Here is a 17,562-nt window from a genome sequence, read left to right on the forward strand (position 1 = left end):
TCGTCATCATCTCGATGACAGGCCGGTTCCCCGGCCGAGGCTGGGGATCCTGGGCCGCGGTCCCGCCCGATGGCGAACCGCTGGCGAACCGATCCGGGCTCCGGCGTGGGTACGCCGGAGCCCGGATCGGCTATCGGTGGATCAGGCGGTGAAGGAGATGCGTCCCCGGCGGCGGATCAGCACCAGTGCGATGGCACCGACTCCGATCAGCGCCAGCGCGATGGCGAACAGGGTGCTCGTCGGGGCCCCGGTGACCGGCAGGCCGTTGGCGAGGTAGCGGAAGGTCAGGCCGTTGGAGGTGCCTTCGTCGGTGGTGACCGTGACCGTGCTGTTCCCAGTGGCGCACGGCGGGGTGACGAAGGTCAGTGACAGGCCGTCCGGGCTGACCGTGACGGAGGCGGCCGCGATCGACTGCCCGCAGATGTTGACGGTGGTTCCGCCGGGGACGAAGCCGCTGCCGTTGACCGTGACGGTGGTGCCGCCGCCGGTGGGACCCTGGTCCGGGTCGATGTCGCTGATGGTCGGCGCGGCCAGCAGATAGGCGAAACCGTCCGGTGCGGTGGCGTCCGGACCGGCCAGGAGCACGACCACGTCGACCGGTCCGGCTGCTCCGGCCGGGGTGGTGACGGTGAGCGAGGTACCGGCCGGGTTCACCACCAGGTTGGTGCCGAGGTTGCCACCGAAGGTCACGCCGGTGGCCCCGGTGAGGCCGGTGCCGGTGATCGTCACCGTCGTGCCACCTGATGTCGGGCCCTGATCAGGTTCGACATCGGTGATCGTCGGCGCGACGAAAGTGAATACCGGTGCGGCGGCGGTGCCGGCCGGGAAGACCAGGTTGACCGTGGCCGGTCCGGCGTCGTTGCTCGGGGTCACCACCGTGATCTCGGTGGCGGCCGGGTTCACGGTGAAGTCGGTGCCCGGAATCCCGTCGAAGGTCACCCCGGTGACGCCCTCGAACCCGCTGCCGGTGATGGTGACCAGCGTGCCGCCGGCGGTGGGGCCGGAGGTCGGGGTCAGATCGGTGATCACCGCGTCGCTACCGTCGGCGATGTAGGTGTACGCCAGCGAGTCGGAGTCCCCGCTGGCGGTGCTGACCACGACCGATGCTGGTCCGACCTCGCCGGCCGGCGTGGTCGCGGTCAGCGAGGTGCCGTCGGGGGCGACGGCCACGTTGGTGGCCGGTACGCCGTCGAAGGTGACTGTGGTGGCGCCGGGAACGAAGTTCGTGCCGGTGATGGTCACCTGCTGCCCACCGGACTGCGGGCCGGAGTTCGGGTTGATCGTGGCGGCGGTCGGTGCCGCGGCCACCGGCAACGCCCGCTCACAGGTGGCCTCGGCCAGGATCAGGCTACCCACGTTGATGTTGACGGGCACCACCCCCACCGTGCCGGTGAGGGTGACGGTGGCGAGGATGCCGGTCGCGGTCGCCCCGCCTGCGGTGGGGCTCTCGATCCTGGTCAGCGTGATGTTGAGGGCCGCGTCGGTGACGCCCGGGGCGACGACCGGGGAGCTGACGACCACTCCCGCCTCGTTGGGGTCCACGACGGTCGGCACGCCGAAGACCTCCAGGCCGGTCACCACGGTGTCTGCGGTCTGCGCGCCGACGGCCGGGCAGGCGACGTCCGCGGAGATCTCCTCCGCGGTGATCGCCTCGATCCCGAGGATGCCGACCGAGAGGCCGTTGATCGTGGACGAGGCGGTGGAGACGCCCGGCGCACGGGTGGCGCTGACGTCCACCGTGCCGCCGAACACCACGCCGACCGGACCCGGCACCGCGATCGGCACGGCGGTTTCGCTGTCCGTACCGAAACCGGCCGGAGCGGTCGCCGTGCCGGCCGTGCCGTTCGCGCTGATCACCGGCACGCCGAGTACCGCGGCGTCGAGGTCGGACACGACCCCGCGCGCGCTGGCGTCGCCGGCCGCCGCGAGGGCAGGCGACGCCGGTCCCAGCGTCACGGCACCGGCGACTGCCAGGGTCAGGACCGCTGTTGATGTGTTTCGCCAGATAGGACGCACCGTCGTTGCCTCGTCTCAGATCCCGTAGAAGCCTTCTCGACGACCGAGAAGAACCGCTCGAACCGATCTCTGTAACGAAGAAACAAAGAGTCAAGTTACGACTAAAAGGGATAAATTAGGACAGCAGGGCAATGGGTTGGCGAAATCAGAGCCGTCCTTGTCATCCGAGGGATGGTCGGCATTCCGGGGAGCCGCGCCTCGATCTCGACGAGACGGTCCGCGACCGGCCGGTCGCGGTCGTCGGTCGGAGGCAGGTCTGACATCGGGTACTCCCCTCGCTGCCGGGCGGCCGGAGGATAGCCCGTGGTGGCGACAGAACCCGACGGATCAGGCCCCGGCGTGGTCGCCGGGGCCTGAGGCCGTTCGGAGTGGAAAATTGCCGCTCAGGCGCCCGGCCGGTGCTGCCTGGCGAGGCCCACGAAGGCCCGCCAGTGCGCCGGTCCGAAGGCGAGCGTGCCGCCGTCGCGGTCCTTGGTGTCGCGTACGAGCACGATGCCGGGCAGGTTGTCCGCCACTTCCACGCAAGCCCCGCCGTTGGTGCCGGAGCGGGTCGACTTGCGCCAGTTGGCACTTGTCATGTCCATTCCTTCGCCGCTTCCCTGATCAGGTCGAGTGATTGCAGGCTCGGGAGCGCTTCGCTGCGGATCGCCTCCCAGGTGTCCTGGAGGGCTGCGAGATCTTCCGCCCGGTCGACGATCTGGGCTCGCACCTGATGGTCGAGGTATGCCACCGCGGACTGGTCCGACAGCGTCGCCAGGATGAAGCCTCCCTGGAGGCCAGCGTAGACCCCGGTCTCCTGTGGAACCACGAGGATCTGCACGTTCGGCAGCTCCGCACACGTCAGCAGGTGCGCGAGCTGCTCGGCCATCACGCTCGGGTTCCCACGCAACGGCCGTCGCAGGACCATCGCATCGAGAACAAAGACGAACCGGGCAGGGTTCTCGGCGGTGAGCACGGCTTGCCGATCCAGTCGAGCCTGAATGCGTTGCTCGATCTGCTCAGGCAGAAGATGGGCGGTCGTCAGCAGCGCTCGGGCGTACGACTCGGTCTGGAGCAGGCCGGGTACGAAGGCCGGCTCGTACCAGCGGAGGAGGCGGGCCAGGCGTTCGAACTCGATCCAGTCGCGCAGCCAGGCCGGTGTGCTGTCCAGCTTGGCTAGCTTCTTGAGCATCCGGCTGAACGTACCGCCGGTCTGGAAAGCCTGATCGATCTTTTCCACGTATTCGTCGGTCGGCGGACGTTGGCCGGTTTCCACCGAACTCACGTGTGATCCGGAATAGCCGATCTTGCGGCCGAACTCCTCCTGACTGAGTCGTTGCTCAGCCCGAAACAGCCTAAGCTCGGCGAGGACGTATTCCGTGACGAGTCCCATCGATAATCCCACCTCTGCTCACTGCCGGATGCGCACTCCACAAAATCGCTCGCCTGCCGCTCTGACCTGCACGGATGCCGCGAGCGCGTATCGACCGTAGTGCACTCCACAGCAGAGTGTCACTAGCGGAACCGCTCGGAATTCAAATGGTATGGTGACCGGCCGGGCGGAACCTGCGGGGGCCATCTCTCTTCCCCCCGTACAGAGATGGCCCCCTTCCACTCGGAAGGAGACACGATGCGGAAAGTACGTCGGCGCCGACCCGTCCCACTCGTATTCCGGCACCGCGTCGACTGGCGCCGGCCGTGGCTCTGGCTGTGGTGCCGGTGCGGGCGACGGTGGGCGACGTGCCCGTACCGGGGACTTGCGATTCTGCTGCCGCAGACGGTCCCGACCCCCGACCTGCCGCCCCAACTCGCGATGCCGGCCGCCCCGCCGACACCCGACCCGGCGCCGTCGCGCCCGTCGACGCCGCCGCGCGGGCGCAACCAGCACCCTCGCGCCGACGCCGGGTACCCGACCCATCGCGTTCCGCCGGCGCGGGTCGACGGCGGTCGTCGCGTCGACGCCGGGGTGTCGAGATGACCGGTCCGGCACAACCGGTCGGCCCGCACACACCGCTGCGACCACTGTGGCTGTGCCGCACCGACGGGCAACCGTGGCCGTGCGCCGCTGCCCGGCTCAGCCTGGTCAGGGGGTACCCGGACAGCCGGCTCGCGCTCTGCGTCCGGCTCGGCTCCTCGCTCGCCGAGGCGTACCGCGATCTGCACGCGCTCAACCCGGCCGGGGCCCCGGCGGCGACGGTGCTCAGCGAGCGCTTCCTCGGCTGGGTGCCCGGCCACCGCTGACGCCGTCGCCCGCGACGGCGGTCGGCGCGGTCGTCATGACCGGTCCTCCCTTACCTCAGTTGACCAGGGCGGACATCCGAAAACAAGACTGGAATTCGGCCCGGATCGGGCACACCATTCTGGGCATGCGATGGGACCCTTTCAGCACCCTGCGGCGGGCACTCTGGATCGGCGGTGGCCAGTGGGCCGGCAAGTCGACGGTGGCCGGAATCCTCGCCGAGCGCTACGGCCTGACGCACTACCACTACGACTACCACGACGCGCGCGGACACGACGACCGCCGGACGGTGAGCCGGATCCGGCGCGGCGAGCCGGCGGAACCCGACTGGGAGGCGGTCTGGGTCCGCACGACGCCGGAGGAGATGGCCCGGCAGGTGCTGGTGGAGTTCGCCGAGCGGTTCGAGTGGGTGCAGGACGACCTGCGCGCCCTCGTCTCACCCCGGCCGCTGCTCGCCGAGGGCTGGGGGCTGCGTCCCGACCTGGTCGCGCCGGTCGCCGGGTCGACCCGGCAGATGGTGGTGATGGTGCCGACCGAGGAGTTCCGGCAGCGGCAACTCGACCGGCTACCCCGGGCCGGCCGCCTCGGCCACCAGGTCAGCGACCCGGAACTCGGGCAGCGGAACCGGGTCCAGCGGGACCGCCTGCTCGCCGAGGACGCCGTGCGCGGCGCCCGACGGCTGGGCATCCGGGTGATCGAGGTCGACGGCAGCCGGGACGCCGAAGGGATCGCCGAACTGGTGGCCGAGCACTTCGCGCCGTTCCTGCCCTAGCCCCACCGTCAGAGGGTCGCGGCGCCGGGTGGCGCGGAGCAGGATGGGACGATGACCGGGGACTGCTACTCCTGCCGGCAAGAGGAGAACCTCGCCGCCGCGCCGCCCGCCGAACGGCTGCACCTCACCGAGCACTGGCGTACCGCACACGCGTTCAACTCCAGCCTGCCCGGCTGGCTGATCGTGCTGCCCCGGCGGCACCTCACGTCGATCGCCGAGCTGACCCCCGCCGAGGCCGCCGAGCTGGGGCCGCTGATCCACCGGCTCAGCACCGCCCTGCACGAGGCCGTACGCTGCGAGAAGACCTATGTCATGCAGTTCGCCGAGGCGGAGGGCTTCGGGCACGTGCACTTCCACCTCGTACCCCGGATGCCGGACATTCCGCCGGAACACCGCGGGCCGCGGGTCTTCCACTACCTCACCCGGCCGGAGAGCGAGTGGCTGACGCCCGAGCGGCGCGACGAGATCGCCACCGCCGTCGCCGAGCGCCTGCCGGCGGAATGACCGGGCGCGACGGCGGCGGCGCCCGGGGCGGTCAGCACCCCGGACCGGGCGACGCGTCGACGAGCAGCCGGCGGGCGGCGGCCCGGGACCTGATCCGGACGAAGGTCAGGTGACGCCAGGCCGGATCGGTCGAGGCCGCGAGATAGCGCGTCCGGTAGATCGAGTGCCGCTGCCAGGCCCAGACGATCACCGACTCGTCCGGATCGGTGGCGAAGAAGTTGCGCCAGCGTTCCCGGTTGCCGTTCCACAGCTCGACCCGGAGCGCCGCCCGGCGGAACGTGCGCCAGACGACCTGCCGCATCACCGTGTGCCGGCCGGGATCGACCCAGAGAACGGTGTCGGCGCGCCGCCACACCAGATCCCGGACCGCCGAGTAGTTGCCGTCCACCACCCAGCCGCCGGTCGCGGTGAGCGTGTCGACCCGGGCCCGGAACTCGGCGGCGGGCAGCGGCTGCCAGCCCGGCTGGTGGTGGATGGCGTCGAGTTCGACGTACGGCACACCGAGCCGGGCGGCCAACGCCCGGGCCAGGGTGCTCTTGCCCGAGCCCGAGTTACCGACCACCGACACCCGCCGCACAACCTCCGACCGTAGCCCGGCGGTGCCACCCGGGTAGCCCGGGACGGGGTGGCGGGCGGCGTCCACAATGGGAGCGATCATCGGAGGCACCGTGGAGATCGAACCGGACCTGCCGGTCGTACCGGATCTGGGGCCGGTCTGGCTGCTGGACGTCGACGGCGTGATCAACGCCCGCAGCCCGCGGTGGGGCCGGCCGCCCCGTCGGGCCGACGTCTGGTCCCAGGCCGACCGGTGCGAGTACCCGCTGCGCTGGTCCGGCGCGCTCGTCGACCGGATCCGCCGGCTGCACGAGTCCGGGGTGGTGGAGGTGCGCTGGTGCAGCACCTGGTGCCCGGAGGCGGACGTGTTGGAGCGGCTGTGGCGGCTGCCGGTGCTGGAACGGGCCCTCGTCTGCGATCCCGTGCCGGCCGGCGAGCTGGGCTGGCCGGTCAAGCTGGCCGCCGCGCACGCGGTGCTGGCGGCCGGTCGTACCCTCGTCTGGACCGACGACGAGGCGATCCCCGCCGGGGACAGGTTGCTGGACCGGGCGGTGGCCCGGGGTCACGCCCTGCTGATCGCGCCCGACCCGGGGCGCGGACTCCGCCCGGCCGACCTGGACGCGATCGAGGCGTTCGCCTGGCGGCGCGCCGTTACCTGAGGCTGCTGGACCGTCGTCCCTGGTTTACCGGGTGCCGGGTATGGGGACATTTGCCACTGCCGGCCGCGCGCGAGAATTCGCCGCTCGCCGTCCCAGCACCCGAGGAGCACCCGAGGAGCAACCCGATGCCCGACCAGAAGGCCGAACCGCAGCAGCAGCCACCCGGCACCCTCGACAACATGCGTTCCAAGCCCGACCACGGCGAGGACTCCTACCGGGGCGCCGGCCGGCTGACCGGCAAGAAGGCGGTCATCACCGGTGGGGACAGCGGCATCGGCCGGGCGGTCGCCATCGCGTACGCCCGGGAGGGCGCCGACGTGCTGATCTCGTATCTGAACGAGCACGACGACGCCCGGGAAACCGCGAAGTTCGTCGAGGACGAGGGCCGCAAGGCCGTACTCGTCGCCGGGGACGTGGGCGATCCGGCGGTGTGCCGCGCGGTGGTGGACCGGGCGGTCGAGGAGTTCGGCCGGATCGACGTACTGGTCAACAACGCCGCCTACCAGATGACGCACGAGACCATCGAAGAGGTCACCGACGAGGAGTGGCAACACACCTTCGACGTCAACATCACGGCGATGTTCCGGCTGGTCCAGGCGGCACTGCCGCACCTCGGCGAGAAGGCGTCGATCATCAACACCAGCTCGATCAACTACGACACGCCGCGCCCGACGCTGCTGCCGTACGCGACCACCAAGGGCGCGATCGCGAACTTCACCGCCGGGCTGGCCCAGATGCTCGGCGAGCGGGGGATCCGGGTGAACGGTGTCGCGCCCGGCCCGATCTGGACCCCGCTCATCCCGTCGACCATGCCACCGGACCACGTCGAGAAGTTCGGCAAGAACACCCCGCTCGGCCGCCCCGGCCAGCCGAAGGAGGTCGCCCCGGCGTACGTGCTGCTCGCCTCGGACGAGGCCAGCTACATCTCCGGCGCGATCATCCCGGTCACCGGCGGCAAACCCATCCTCTGACGGTCCCCAACCGCTGACCGTCGTCCTCCCGGAAGGAGTTCCGTCATGCCCGCAGGATCGAGTCCGAAGCGGGAACGCCAGTACAAGCACATCAAGGCCAGCGCCAAGAAGCGCGGCGAGTCGACCGAGCGCGCCGAGGAGATCGCCGCCCGTACGGTCAACAAGGAACGCGCCCGGGCCGGCGAGTCGAAGACGGCCAGCCGCTCGTCGATCAAGGATGTCTCCTCCGGGCACCGGGGCGGCAAGCGGTCGCACACCGGCGCGCAGGGGCGTACCAAGGAACAGCTCTACAACGAGGCGAAGAAGCGCAACATCAAGGGCCGGTCGAGCATGTCCAAGGCCCAGTTGGAGAAGGCGCTCGCCCGCTGAGCAGACCGGTTCGACGGCGGCGGTCCGGCTCTGCCCGGGCCCGCCGCCGACCTCGCGACCGTCGCCGAGATCAACGCCGAGATCAGCGACGGCACGAGTGCCGAGGCCAGCGCCGGAGTCGCACCGGAGTCAGCGCCGAGCGGGATCGCTGAGCACGACCGGGGAGGCGGCGAGCCGAGCCACCCGGCGCTCCCGGGCCGGGCCGGCGAGCAGGTGGCCGGCGACCGCGAGCAGGCCGAGCCCGCCGACCGCCAGCCAGTGCCCGTCGCCGAGATACTGCAAGCTCACCCCGCCGGCCGCCGGGGCGACGAAGGCCGCGGCCGGAAAGGTGAGGAAGAAGACCGCCTGGTAGCGGCCACGCAGCCGGGGCGGGGCCAACTCCGCGTTGATCTCCGCGTTCGGCGGTGCCGCGAGCATCGCGCCGACCGTCCAGACCAGCGCCGCCAGCAGGTACCCGGGCAGCCCGTCGGCGACGGCCAGTCCGGCGTACCCGAAGGCGGCCAGGCCCAGCGCGGTGGCCAGCACCCGGTGCTTGCGGCGACCGTCGATCAGCCGGGGCACGAAGAGCTGACCGATCACGATGAAGAGCCCGCCCAGCGCCACCACCAGCCCGTACGCCGACGAGCTGAGGCCGTCGGCGCGCATCGCCAGCGGCATCACCGTCGAGTTCTGTGCCGTGATCACGGCGTGCGCGAAGGTCAGCGCGACGAAGGCCAGGAAGATCCGGTCGGTCAGCGGGGTACGCAGCCCGACCCGGCGGACCGGCGGGCTTTCCCGGTCACCGGCGCTCGCCCCGGGCGCCGCCCGGACCAGGGTCTCCGGCACCTTCCAGGCGATGATGACCGTGGTGGTGAGGGTGGCCGCCGCGTCGACCAGGAACAGCGCCAGATAACTCGCCTCGGCGAGCAGTCCGGCCAGCGCCGACGCGCCCGCCATGCCGAGGTTGAACGCCCAGAACTGGAGGTTGAACGCGCGGGAGCGGCGGGCCACCGGCACCACGTCGACGATCGCGGCGACGAAGGCGGGGCCCGGCATCGAGTGGGCGATCCCGACGAGCGCGGCGAGCAGGGCGATCGCCGGCAGGCTCGTCACCACCGCCATGCTCGCCATCAGCACCGACGCCGCCAGGTGTGACCAGACCAGGGTGCGGCGCCGTCCCCACCGGTCGGCGAGTACGCCGCCGAGCAGGACCCCGGCCACGCCGCCGAGCCCGTACGCCCCGACCACCAGGCCGGCGAGCGCGTCGCTGGCCCCGCGTGCGTCGGTGAGATAGAGCGGCAGGAAGAGCATGGCGAAGGCGCCGACCCGGTTGATCAGCAAGCCCGACCAGAGGTACCAGAAGACGGCCGGCAGCCCGCCGGCCGTGTCACGCAACCACACCCCTACGGCCCGCACCCCGTCCTCCGGTAAGGATTGTTTCCAATAACCCGACCGTCGACGTTAGAGACCCGCCCACCCCTCCGCCAGGGTGTCCCTGCTCACCGTCCGGCGGCCGGTAATGCCCGCGCCAAAACGGAGAAGTTGTGCTCACCGGGCGGGCGGAGGCCACTGCTTCACCGAAGCTGCCCCCGCGACGACGCCCCGGAATATCGGTCGCGTGCGGTGGCGTTGGGGGTTAACGTGATCGTCATGTTCGGCACGGCGGGGTTTGCGCGGCCCGCAGGATTTGTCCTGCTGGGGCCCGCCGCCGTGTGCGTGGCGTCGACCCTCCTGACCGTGCCGTCGGTCCAGCCGAACCGGCTGGATAGCGGCGCGCGAGGCTGACCCTCCTCCCGCACCAGCAGAACCCACGGAGGAGGGTGGCCCGGATTCCCGGTGCCGCCCTTTCTGGGCGTACCGGATGCGCGGTTCTGGCGCGGTCTCCCTCTCGCGGTCTGGCACCCGCCCGCGTTCGTCGCCCGCCGACCCCGTCTCTCCAAAGAGGACACTCCCATGGCCAAGAGCCAGTTCGTACGCACCAAGCCGCACCTCAACATCGGCACGATGGGACACGTCGACCACGGCAAGACCACGCTGACCGCCGCGATCACCAAGGTGCTCGCCGACCGGGACCCGGCGGTCAACCGGTTCGTCGCCTTCGACGGCATCGACCGGGCGCCGGAGGAGGTCGCCCGGGGCATCACCATCACCATCGCGCACGTCGAGTACGAGACCGCGACCCGGCACTACGCGCACGTCGACATGCCCGGCCACGCCGACTACGTGAAGAACATGATCACGGGGGCGGCGCAGGTGGACGGGGCGATCCTGGTCGTCTCGGCCCTCGACGGCGCGATGCCGCAGACCCGGGAGCACGTGCTGCTCGCCCAGCGGGTCGGCGTGCCGTACCTGGTGGTGGCCTTGAACAAGGCGGACGCGGTCACCGACCCCGAACTGCTCGACCTGGTCGAGCTGGAGGTACGGGAGCTGGTCAGCGAGTACGGCTTCCCCGGTGACGAGGTACCGGTGGTGCGGGTCTCCGCGCTGCGGGCCCTGGAGGGCGACCCGGCCTGGGTCGGGTCCATCGCGGAACTGCTCGACGCGGTCGACCGGTACGTCCCGGTGCCGCCGCGCGAACTCGACCGGCCGTTCCTGATGCCGATCGAGAACGTGCTGACCATCTCCGGCCGGGGGACCGTGGTCACCGGGGCGGTCGAGCGCGGCTCGCTGCGTGCCGGTGACCCGGTCGAGGTGGTCGGGCTCGCCCCGACCCTGTCGACCGTGGCGATCGGGCTGGAGACCTTCGGCAGGTCGCTGGACTCGGCGCAGGCCGGTGACAACGCGGCCGTACTGCTGCGCGGGGTCAAGCGCGACCAGGTGCAGCGGGGACAGGTGGTGGCCATGCCGGGCAGTGTCACCCCGCACCGCCGGTTCACCGCCCAGCTCCACGCGCTGACCACCGCCGAGGGCGGTCGGCGTACCCCGTTCCACGCCAACTACCGGCCGCAGTTCTACTTCCGGACCACCGACGTGGTCGGCGCGGTGGACCTGGGCGAACTGCCCCAGGTCGCCCCCGGTGACACCGTGACGATCACGGTCGAGCTGGGCAAGCCGATCGCGATGGACGTCGGGCTCGGCTTCGCCGTCCGGGAGGGCGGCCGGACGGTCGCCGCCGGCACGGTGACCGCGCTGCTCGACTAGGTTCTCCGGCCCGGCGACACTCGGTCTCCGACCGGGGCAACTCAGCCGGCGGTCCGCTCCTCGGACCGCCGGCTGAGCCGGACCAGCCGGTCGCCGTCGGCGGTGCGGAAGTAGAGCACGTACCGCCCGGAGCGGCGTCGGCGCACGAGCTGGGCGTCGAGCAGTACCCGCAGATGCCCGCCGACCGAGCCCAGCCCGTGCCCGGTCGCGGCGACCAGCCCGGTGGTGCTGGTCGGCGAGTCCAGCCGGGCCAGGATCTCCGCCCGGACCGGGCCGAGCAGTCGGCGGAGCGCCGCCGGTGGGGCGGCCCGGGCCGGATCGGCCAGGAGCCCCTGGCACGGATAGACCACGGTGTGCCGGTGCGGGGTGCCGGAACCGCCGCCACCCCGGATCTCGGAGCCGACCCAGCCCCGCGGCGAGGTACTCGGCACGAAGAGCAGCCCACCGTCGCCGAGATCCTGCGGCGGCAGGTCGTACGTGTTGATCTGGAGCTGTCCCTGCCCCAGCCAGCGCATCCCCGGCCGCATCCCGTCCAGCGCGGCGGCCCAGCCGCCCGAGCTGAGCAGGTGGGTCCGGGACACGATGTCGGCCTCGAAGAGCCGCTGCCGGCGTGGCCAGTCCGGGCGCAGGGCGCGGCGCCAGACCCAGTCCAGCAGCTCGGCGGCCCGTTCCGGCAGGTCGGCGCCGCGCAGCTCGGCGGGGACCGGCCCGCGCAGCCCGGTCGCCAGGTCGGCGCGGGCCGCCTCGGCCGGCAGGGCGCGGATCCGGCGCAGCTCGGCGGCGAAGATCTCCTCGGCGTCACCGGCCGGGGTCCCGGCGGCGTCGGTGCGGCTGCCGAGGAAGCCGGTCGGCGTGCCGAGGAAGTCGGGCAGCCACCGGGGCGGGAAGGCGCTCCGGACGAAGGCGACGGCGAACGGGTCCTCCGCCAACCGGGCCCGGTACGCGGCCGAGTGCGCGTCGACCCAGGCCCGCTGACCGGGCAGCGTCGGATGACCGTCCAGCATCTTGAGCACCGCGACCGTCTCGACCAGCGGGGAGAGGGCGAACCGGCTGCGGGCCAGCACGTCCGCGTCGAGCAGCCAGAGCCCCACGACCAACCACCTCCGGTTTCGTCTGCACGTGAAAAGGTAACGGCTTGCCGGGCGGCGCACCCAGACTGCCGTCCGTGCGTACCTATCGGGAGTTGTTCCGGGTCCCCGAATTCCGTCCCCTCTTCCTGGCCACCGCCGCCCAGGTGGCGGCGGGCACCGTCAACGGGCTCGCCCTCGGCACCCTGGTGTACTCCGCCACCGGGTCTCCGCTGCTCGCCGCGCTCAGCCTCTTCGGCCCCTCCTTCGCCCAGATGCTCGGCGCCACCACCCTGCTCTCGATGGCCGACCGGGTGCCGCCGCGCGCCGCGCTGGTGAGCGTCAAGCTCTTCCTCTGCGCCGGTACCGTCACGATGGCCCTGCCCGGCATGCCGATCTGGGCCATGTTCGTGGTGATCGGGCTGATGGGGCTGGCCGGCTCGATGGGCGGCGGGGTCCGCTGGGGGCTGCTCGGCGAGATCCTGCCCGACGGCGGCTACCTGCTCGGCCGGTCGGTGATGAACATGTCGGTCGGGGCGATGCAGATCAGCGGCTTCGCGCTCGGCGGCGCCCTGCTCGCCGTCGCCGCACCGCGCCAGGTGCTGCTGATCGGCGCCGGCCTGCACCTGGGCGCCGCGCTGGTCGCCCGGTTCGGCCTGCCCCGCCGCCCGCCGAGGGCGTCCGGCCGACCGTCGGTCCGGCGGACCTGGCAGGTCAACGCCACGCTCTGGGCGACACCCGCCCGCCGGTACGTCTACCTCGCGCTGTGGCTGCCGAACGGCCTCGTCGTCGGCTGCGAGGCGCTGTTCATCCCGTACGCCCCGGAATCCGCCGGGGTGCTCTTCGTCGCCGGTGCCCTCGGGATGCTCGCCGGGGACACCGTCGTCGGCCGGTTCGTCCCGGCCCGGTGGCGGCAGCGGCTCGTCACACCGCTGCAACTGTCGCTCGGGGTGCCGTACCTGCTCTTCGCCCTGCCGATCCCGCTGCCGGTGGCCGCGCTCGCCGTCGCGGTGGCCTCGGCCGGGTTCGGCGCCGGGGTGCTGCTGCAACAGCGCCTCGTCGACCTCACCCCGGTGCAGATGCGCGGTCAGGCACTCGGGCTGCACTCCTCGGGGATGTTGACCATGCAGGCGGTGTCGGCGGCGCTGGCCGGCACCGTCGCCGAACATCTGCCGGTCGGTGCCGCCATGGCCGTGATGGCGGTGCTCTCCCTGCTGGTCACGCTCCTGCTCCGCCCGAAGCTGGGCATCCCGGCCGACGCCCGCACCCGTACCCCGGAGCCGGCGCAGCTCTGAGCGCGGCGGCCGGTTGCCCCGCGCCGCCGGGGCGTCGGGGCGGGGCGGCCGACGGTGGCTCGACTAGGGTGGGAACCCCCTCGGTGGAAGGAGCGCGATGGTCGGCGTACGGCGACGGGTGGTCGGCGTGGTCGCGGTGCTGGCGACGGTGCCGCTGGGCCTGGCCGGCTGCGGCGCGTTCGACGGGCTCGTCGGACAGGGCGCCGAGCCCACCCCCACCCCGGACGAGGGGCCGCAGCGGGCCCGGGAGCGGGTGCAGGCATATCTGGACGCGATGCGGGCGAAGAGCGTCGCGGACGGCCGGGACCAGCTCTGCGAGCCGTTGCGGGAGTCCTTCGACCAGGCCGCCACCGGCCCGAACGGCGACTTCGCCAAGCACTTCTCGGTGCCGGCGGCGACGATCACCGACGTCCGGGCCAACGGCGCCGACCAGGACGTCAGTACGTCGATCACGGTCAAGGTCGGTGGCAAGTCCACCCCGACCAAGGTCCTCTTCACGGTCGCCCGGGCGGACGGGCAGTGGTGCATCGCCAAGGAGACGATCGGCGGTCACACCCCGGCCCCGTCCGGCTCGCCGACCGAGCCGACCTGAGCACTTCCCCCGGTGGCGCGGGCTGCCGCTCGCGGGCTCCCACGAAGCGGACGGGCGCCCCTCGCCCCCGGCACCGTGCGGGTCCCGCCGTACGCTTTCTGACATGCGCCATGAGTGGCACCAGTTGAGCTACCCCGCCGTGGGCAACACCGCGTTGCAGACCAGCCGGCCGACCGAGGACTCCGCCGAGGACGAGGCGCTCGGCCTGGACCGCTGGCGAGGACTGCCCCGGGCCCAGACCCCGCCGTGGCCGGACCAGGCGGTGGTGGACGGGGTCTGCAAGATCCTGCAGAACGTGCCCTCGATCGTCGCGCCCTACGAGGTCGACCAGCTCCGGGCGCGGTTGGCGCTGGTCTGCGAGGGGCGCGCGTTCCTGCTCCAGGGCGGCGACTGCGCCGAGACCTTCACCGACAACACCGAGAGCCACCTGCTGGCCAACGCCCGGACCCTGCTCCAGATGGCGGTGGTGCTGACCTACGGTGCGTCGCTGCCGGTGGTGAAGGTGGCCCGGGTGGCCGGGCAGTACACCAAGCCGCGCTCGCTGCCGACCGACGCCCGGGGGCTGCCGGCGTACCGGGGCGACATGATCAACTCGCTGGAGGCGGTACCGGAGGCGCGGATCGCCGACCCGCAGCGCATGATCCGGGCGTACGCGAACTCGGCCGCCGCGATGAACATGCTCCGGGCGTACCTCGCCGGTGGGCTGGCCGACCTGCACGCCGTGCACGACTGGAACAAGGGCTTCGTCAAGAACTCCCCGGCCGGTGAGCGCTACGAGGCGATCGCCCGGGAGATCGACCGGGCGCTCGCCTTCATCCGGGCCTGCGGGCTGACCGAGGACGAGGCGCTGCGCACCGTCACCCTCTACTGCTCGCACGAGGCGCTGGCCCTGGAGTACGACCGCGCGCTGACCCGGGTCTCCGACGGCCGGGCGTACGGCCTCTCCGGGCACTTCCTCTGGGTCGGCGAGCGCACCCGGCAGATCGACGGGGCGCACCTCGACTTCATCTCCCGGATCGCCAACCCGATCGGGGTCAAGCTCGGCCCCACCACCACCCCGGACGAGGCGATCGAGCTGTGCGAGAAGCTGAACCCGGAGAACATCCCGGGCCGGCTCACCCTGATCAGCCGGATGGGCAACGGCCGGGTCCGGGAGGTGCTGCCGCCGATCGTGGCGAAGGTCACCGCCGCCGGCGCCAAGGTCGTCTGGCAGTGCGACCCGATGCACGGCAACACCCACGAGTCGTCCAACGGCTACAAGACCCGGCATTTCGACCGGATCGTCGACGAGGTGCTCGGCTACTTCGAGGTGCACCGGTCGCTGGAGACCCACCCCGGCGGCCTGCACGTCGAGCTGACCGGCGAGGACGTCACCGAGTGCCTCGGCGGCGCGCAGGCGATCGAGGACATCCACCTGCCGGACCGCTACGAGACCGCCTGCGACCCCCGGCTCAACACCCAGCAGTCGCTGGAACTCGCCTTCCTGGTAGCGGAGATGCTTCGTGGCTGACGACCCGATCACCCGGCTCGTCCCGTTCGGTGCCCGGAACGCGTCGCCGACCCCGGATCCGGACCGCCCGGTCGACCTCCGGTCGGACACCGTCACCCGGCCCACCCCTGGGATGCGCGCCGAGATGGCCGCGGCCGAGGTCGGTGACGACGTGTACGGCGAGGACCCGACAGTCAACGCCCTCGAGGCGGAGGTCGCCGTGCTCTTCGGGCACGAGGCGGCGCTCTTCGCCCCGACCGGCTCGATGGCCAACCAGATCGCCATCCAACTGCTGGTGCCGCCGGGCGAGGAACTGCTCTGCGACGCCGACGCGCACGTGGTGACGTACGAGATCGGTGCCGCCGCCGCGATCGGTGGCGTCTCGACCCGGACCTGGTCGCCGGTCGGCGCCGACGTCGACCCGGAGGTGGTCGCGGCGATGATCCGGCCGGACGGGTACCACGCGGTGCCGACCCGGGCGATAGCGGTCGAGCAGACCCACAACCGGGGCGGTGGCGGGGTGATCCCGCTGGCCACCCTCGCCGAGCTGCGTCGGGTCGCCGACGACGCCGGGGTCGGGCTGCACTGCGACGGCGCCCGGATCTGGCACGCGCACGTCGCCGACGGGGTGCCGCTGGCCAGCTACGGCGCGCTCTTCGACACGCTGTCGGTCTGCCTCTCCAAGGGGCTGGGCGCGCCGGTCGGCTCGCTGGTGGTCGGCAGCGCGGAACGGATCGCCCGGGCCCGGGTGATCCGCAAGCGGATGGGTGGCGGGATGCGCCAGGCGGGCATCCTCGCCGCCGCCGGCCGGTACGCGCTGCGGCACCACGTCGAGCGACTCGCCTCCGACCACGCCCGGGCGGCCCGGCTCGCCGCCGCGCTCGCCCCGTTCGGGGTACTCGCCGGCCCGGTACGCACCAACATCGTTCCGCTGGACCTGACCAAGTGCGGGTTCGACGCCCCCGAGCTGGGTGCGGCGGCCCGGGACCGGGGCGTACTCGTCTCGGTGCTCGGCCCGCGCATCGCCCGACTGGTGACCCATCACGACCTGGACGACGCCGGAGTGGACCGGGCCGTCGAGGTGCTCACCGAGCTGTTCCGCCGCTGACCGGGACCGGCCTTCCAGGATCTCGGCCGGACGGGTCGGCGGTCAGCCGCCGGTACGGGTGAAGTGCTGGTAGTCGGGGGAGCGCCATCCGCCGCCCCACTCCCAGCCGGCGGCCGCGAACGCCTCGACCAGTACGCCACCGGGGACGGCCATCCCGGGGCGGTCGTCGGAGCGGTCCCGGTACGCCGCCCCGGCGGGTGGCAGGACCCGGCCGTCGATCAGGTACGGGTTCTCCACCGGGTTGACGTCGATCGCCTTCCCGTACGCGTGCGCGGACCACTTCGCCGCGCCCGTGGAGACCGCCCGGCGGCAGTTGAAGCCGGAGGTGTTGTCGTCGGCCATCGACCGGTCGTCGCTGCCGGCGTACGCGTCGACGGGTCGTAGCCGCCGGATCGGGAAGCGTTCCCGGTAGAGGGTGGCGAAGATCTCGACCACCTCGGCGGTGACCGACCGGTGTACGACGATCGTGCCGACCTGGGGCCGGCCGTCGAAGTCCCAGTAGCCGAGCCGGATCCGCCGGAGCTGGTCCGGACCGACCGGGCAGCCGGGTCGCCAGCTCTGGCCGAGGTCGGCGGCGGTGACCGTGGAGACGTCGTGCGCGAACGCCGGGGCGGTGCTCGGCGGGTCGCCCGGCCGGCTCGTCGTCGGCCCGGAGGGGGTGCTCGACGCCCCCGCCCCGCCGGTACCCGCGCTGCCGGCCGGGCCGGTCGCGCTGCCGGCCGGGTTGCTCGCCGGGCCCCCGCAACCGGCCGCCGTCACGAGCGCGGTCAGCAGCCCGACCAGCAGCAGCACACCCGGCACACCCCGTCTCACCGCCGCCACGCTAC

At 72.3% G+C, this 17,562-nt stretch carries 18 protein-coding genes; 11 read left to right on the forward strand and 7 right to left on the reverse strand.

Features of this window, described 5'->3' with window-relative positions:
• Nucleotides 1-141 precede the first annotated feature (141 nt).
• From V1634_RS10560 to V1634_RS10570, 3 genes are all read right to left on the reverse strand, one after another.
• Nucleotides 142-1,956 carry an IPT/TIG domain-containing protein gene (locus V1634_RS10560; RefSeq protein ID WP_331207573.1) on the reverse strand — a complete coding sequence of 605 codons (1,815 nt, stop codon included), beginning with the start codon at nt 1,954-1,956 and terminating at the stop codon, nt 142-144.
• Between the two features lie 443 nt (nt 1,957-2,399).
• A complete protein-coding gene (locus V1634_RS10565; RefSeq protein WP_331207574.1) occupies nt 2,400-2,594 on the reverse strand; it encodes a DUF397 domain-containing protein in 195 nt (64 codons plus the stop codon).
• Entirely contained in the window at nt 2,591-3,388 is a 798-nt protein-coding gene (locus V1634_RS10570; protein ID WP_331207575.1) for a helix-turn-helix domain-containing protein, read from the reverse strand. Before V1634_RS10570 ends, V1634_RS10565 begins: the two co-directional genes overlap by 4 nt.
• 581 nt (nt 3,389-3,969) lie before the next feature.
• Here V1634_RS10570 and V1634_RS10575 point away from each other — a divergent pair.
• The 3 genes from V1634_RS10575 (at nt 3,970) to V1634_RS10585 (ending at nt 5,510) form a co-directional block, all read left to right on the forward strand.
• Nucleotides 3,970-4,236 (forward strand): hypothetical protein, encoded by a 267-nt coding sequence (locus V1634_RS10575; RefSeq protein WP_331207576.1) that lies wholly within the window; start codon nt 3,970-3,972, stop codon nt 4,234-4,236.
• Nucleotides 4,237-4,361: 125 nt separating this feature from the next.
• A complete protein-coding gene (locus V1634_RS10580; RefSeq protein ID WP_331207577.1) occupies nt 4,362-5,006 on the forward strand; it encodes a hypothetical protein in 645 nt (214 codons plus the stop codon).
• A gap of 51 nt (nt 5,007-5,057) precedes the next feature.
• Nucleotides 5,058-5,510: an HIT family protein gene (locus tag V1634_RS10585; protein WP_331207578.1), complete on the forward strand. Its 453-nt coding sequence runs from the start codon at nt 5,058-5,060 to the stop codon at nt 5,508-5,510.
• Between the two features lie 31 nt (nt 5,511-5,541).
• Here V1634_RS10585 and V1634_RS10590 read toward each other — a convergent pair whose 3' ends face one another.
• Entirely contained in the window at nt 5,542-6,078 is a 537-nt protein-coding gene (locus V1634_RS10590) for an AAA family ATPase (RefSeq protein ID WP_331207579.1), read from the reverse strand.
• 100 nt (nt 6,079-6,178) lie between these two features.
• On the opposite strand from V1634_RS10590, the gene V1634_RS10595 reads away from it, so the two are divergent.
• From V1634_RS10595 to V1634_RS10605, 3 genes are all read left to right on the forward strand, one after another.
• Nucleotides 6,179-6,724 carry a hypothetical protein gene (locus V1634_RS10595; RefSeq protein ID WP_331207580.1) on the forward strand — a complete coding sequence of 182 codons (546 nt, stop codon included), beginning with the start codon at nt 6,179-6,181 and terminating at the stop codon, nt 6,722-6,724.
• A gap of 125 nt (nt 6,725-6,849) precedes the next feature.
• Nucleotides 6,850-7,695 carry an SDR family oxidoreductase gene (locus V1634_RS10600; RefSeq protein ID WP_331207581.1) on the forward strand — a complete coding sequence of 282 codons (846 nt, stop codon included), beginning with the start codon at nt 6,850-6,852 and terminating at the stop codon, nt 7,693-7,695.
• A 45-nt stretch (nt 7,696-7,740) separates the two neighbouring features.
• Nucleotides 7,741-8,064 (forward strand): plasmid stabilization protein, encoded by a 324-nt coding sequence (locus V1634_RS10605; protein ID WP_101367209.1) that lies wholly within the window; start codon nt 7,741-7,743, stop codon nt 8,062-8,064.
• 129 nt (nt 8,065-8,193) lie between these two features.
• On the opposite strand, the gene V1634_RS10610 is transcribed toward V1634_RS10605, so the two are convergent.
• Nucleotides 8,194-9,459, reverse strand: coding sequence for an MFS transporter (locus V1634_RS10610; protein ID WP_407951749.1), 1,266 nt, complete (start codon nt 9,457-9,459; stop codon nt 8,194-8,196).
• 537 nt (nt 9,460-9,996) lie between these two features.
• On the opposite strand from V1634_RS10610, the gene tuf reads away from it, so the two are divergent.
• Nucleotides 9,997-11,184: an elongation factor Tu gene (gene tuf / locus V1634_RS10615; protein WP_331207583.1), complete on the forward strand. Its 1,188-nt coding sequence runs from the start codon at nt 9,997-9,999 to the stop codon at nt 11,182-11,184.
• 41 nt (nt 11,185-11,225) lie between these two features.
• Here tuf and V1634_RS10620 read toward each other — a convergent pair whose 3' ends face one another.
• Nucleotides 11,226-12,275, reverse strand: a complete 1,050-nt coding sequence (locus tag V1634_RS10620) for a winged helix-turn-helix domain-containing protein (protein WP_331207584.1) — start codon at nt 12,273-12,275, stop codon at nt 11,226-11,228.
• Between the two features lie 74 nt (nt 12,276-12,349).
• On the opposite strand from V1634_RS10620, the gene V1634_RS10625 reads away from it, so the two are divergent.
• From V1634_RS10625 to V1634_RS10640, 4 genes are all read left to right on the forward strand, one after another.
• Complete coding sequence (locus tag V1634_RS10625) at nt 12,350-13,546, forward strand: MFS transporter (RefSeq protein WP_331207585.1); 1,197 nt, start codon at nt 12,350-12,352, stop codon at nt 13,544-13,546.
• Nucleotides 13,547-13,643: 97 nt separating this feature from the next.
• Nucleotides 13,644-14,138: an Rv0361 family membrane protein gene (locus V1634_RS10630; RefSeq protein ID WP_331207586.1), complete on the forward strand. Its 495-nt coding sequence runs from the start codon at nt 13,644-13,646 to the stop codon at nt 14,136-14,138.
• A 103-nt stretch (nt 14,139-14,241) separates the two neighbouring features.
• A complete protein-coding gene (locus V1634_RS10635; RefSeq protein ID WP_331207587.1) occupies nt 14,242-15,648 on the forward strand; it encodes a class II 3-deoxy-7-phosphoheptulonate synthase in 1,407 nt (468 codons plus the stop codon).
• Between the two features lie 7 nt (nt 15,649-15,655).
• Nucleotides 15,656-16,735 carry a threonine aldolase family protein gene (locus V1634_RS10640; RefSeq protein ID WP_407951752.1) on the forward strand — a complete coding sequence of 360 codons (1,080 nt, stop codon included), beginning with the start codon at nt 15,656-15,658 and terminating at the stop codon, nt 16,733-16,735.
• A gap of 42 nt (nt 16,736-16,777) precedes the next feature.
• Here V1634_RS10640 and V1634_RS10645 read toward each other — a convergent pair whose 3' ends face one another.
• Complete coding sequence (locus V1634_RS10645; protein ID WP_331207589.1) at nt 16,778-17,548, reverse strand: M15 family metallopeptidase; 771 nt, start codon at nt 17,546-17,548, stop codon at nt 16,778-16,780.
• Nucleotides 17,549-17,562 lie beyond the last annotated feature (14 nt).

Source organism: Plantactinospora veratri, from assembly GCF_036421995.1.
GTDB lineage: Bacteria > Actinomycetota > Actinomycetes > Mycobacteriales > Micromonosporaceae > Plantactinospora > Plantactinospora veratri.

Bases quoted from the DNA above. Each gene is read 5' to 3' on its own strand.
- V1634_RS10600 (WP_331207581.1), top strand. From the start codon at position 6,850: ATGCCCGACCAGAAGGCCGAACCGCAGCAGCAGCCACCCGGCACCCTC.
- V1634_RS10585 (WP_331207578.1), top strand. From the start codon at position 5,058: ATGACCGGGGACTGCTACTCCTGCCGGCAAGAGGAGAACCTCGCCGCC.
- V1634_RS10565 (WP_331207574.1), bottom strand. From the start codon at position 2,594: ATGACAAGTGCCAACTGGCGCAAGTCGACCCGCTCCGGCACCAACGGC.
- V1634_RS10630 (WP_331207586.1), top strand. From the start codon at position 13,644: ATGGTCGGCGTACGGCGACGGGTGGTCGGCGTGGTCGCGGTGCTGGCG.
- V1634_RS10580 (WP_331207577.1), top strand. From the start codon at position 4,362: ATGCGATGGGACCCTTTCAGCACCCTGCGGCGGGCACTCTGGATCGGC.
- V1634_RS10635 (WP_331207587.1), top strand. From the start codon at position 14,242: ATGCGCCATGAGTGGCACCAGTTGAGCTACCCCGCCGTGGGCAACACC.
- V1634_RS10605 (WP_101367209.1), top strand. From the start codon at position 7,741: ATGCCCGCAGGATCGAGTCCGAAGCGGGAACGCCAGTACAAGCACATC.
- V1634_RS10570 (WP_331207575.1), bottom strand. From the start codon at position 3,388: ATGGGACTCGTCACGGAATACGTCCTCGCCGAGCTTAGGCTGTTTCGG.
- tuf (WP_331207583.1), top strand. From the start codon at position 9,997: ATGGCCAAGAGCCAGTTCGTACGCACCAAGCCGCACCTCAACATCGGC.
- V1634_RS10575 (WP_331207576.1), top strand. From the start codon at position 3,970: ATGACCGGTCCGGCACAACCGGTCGGCCCGCACACACCGCTGCGACCA.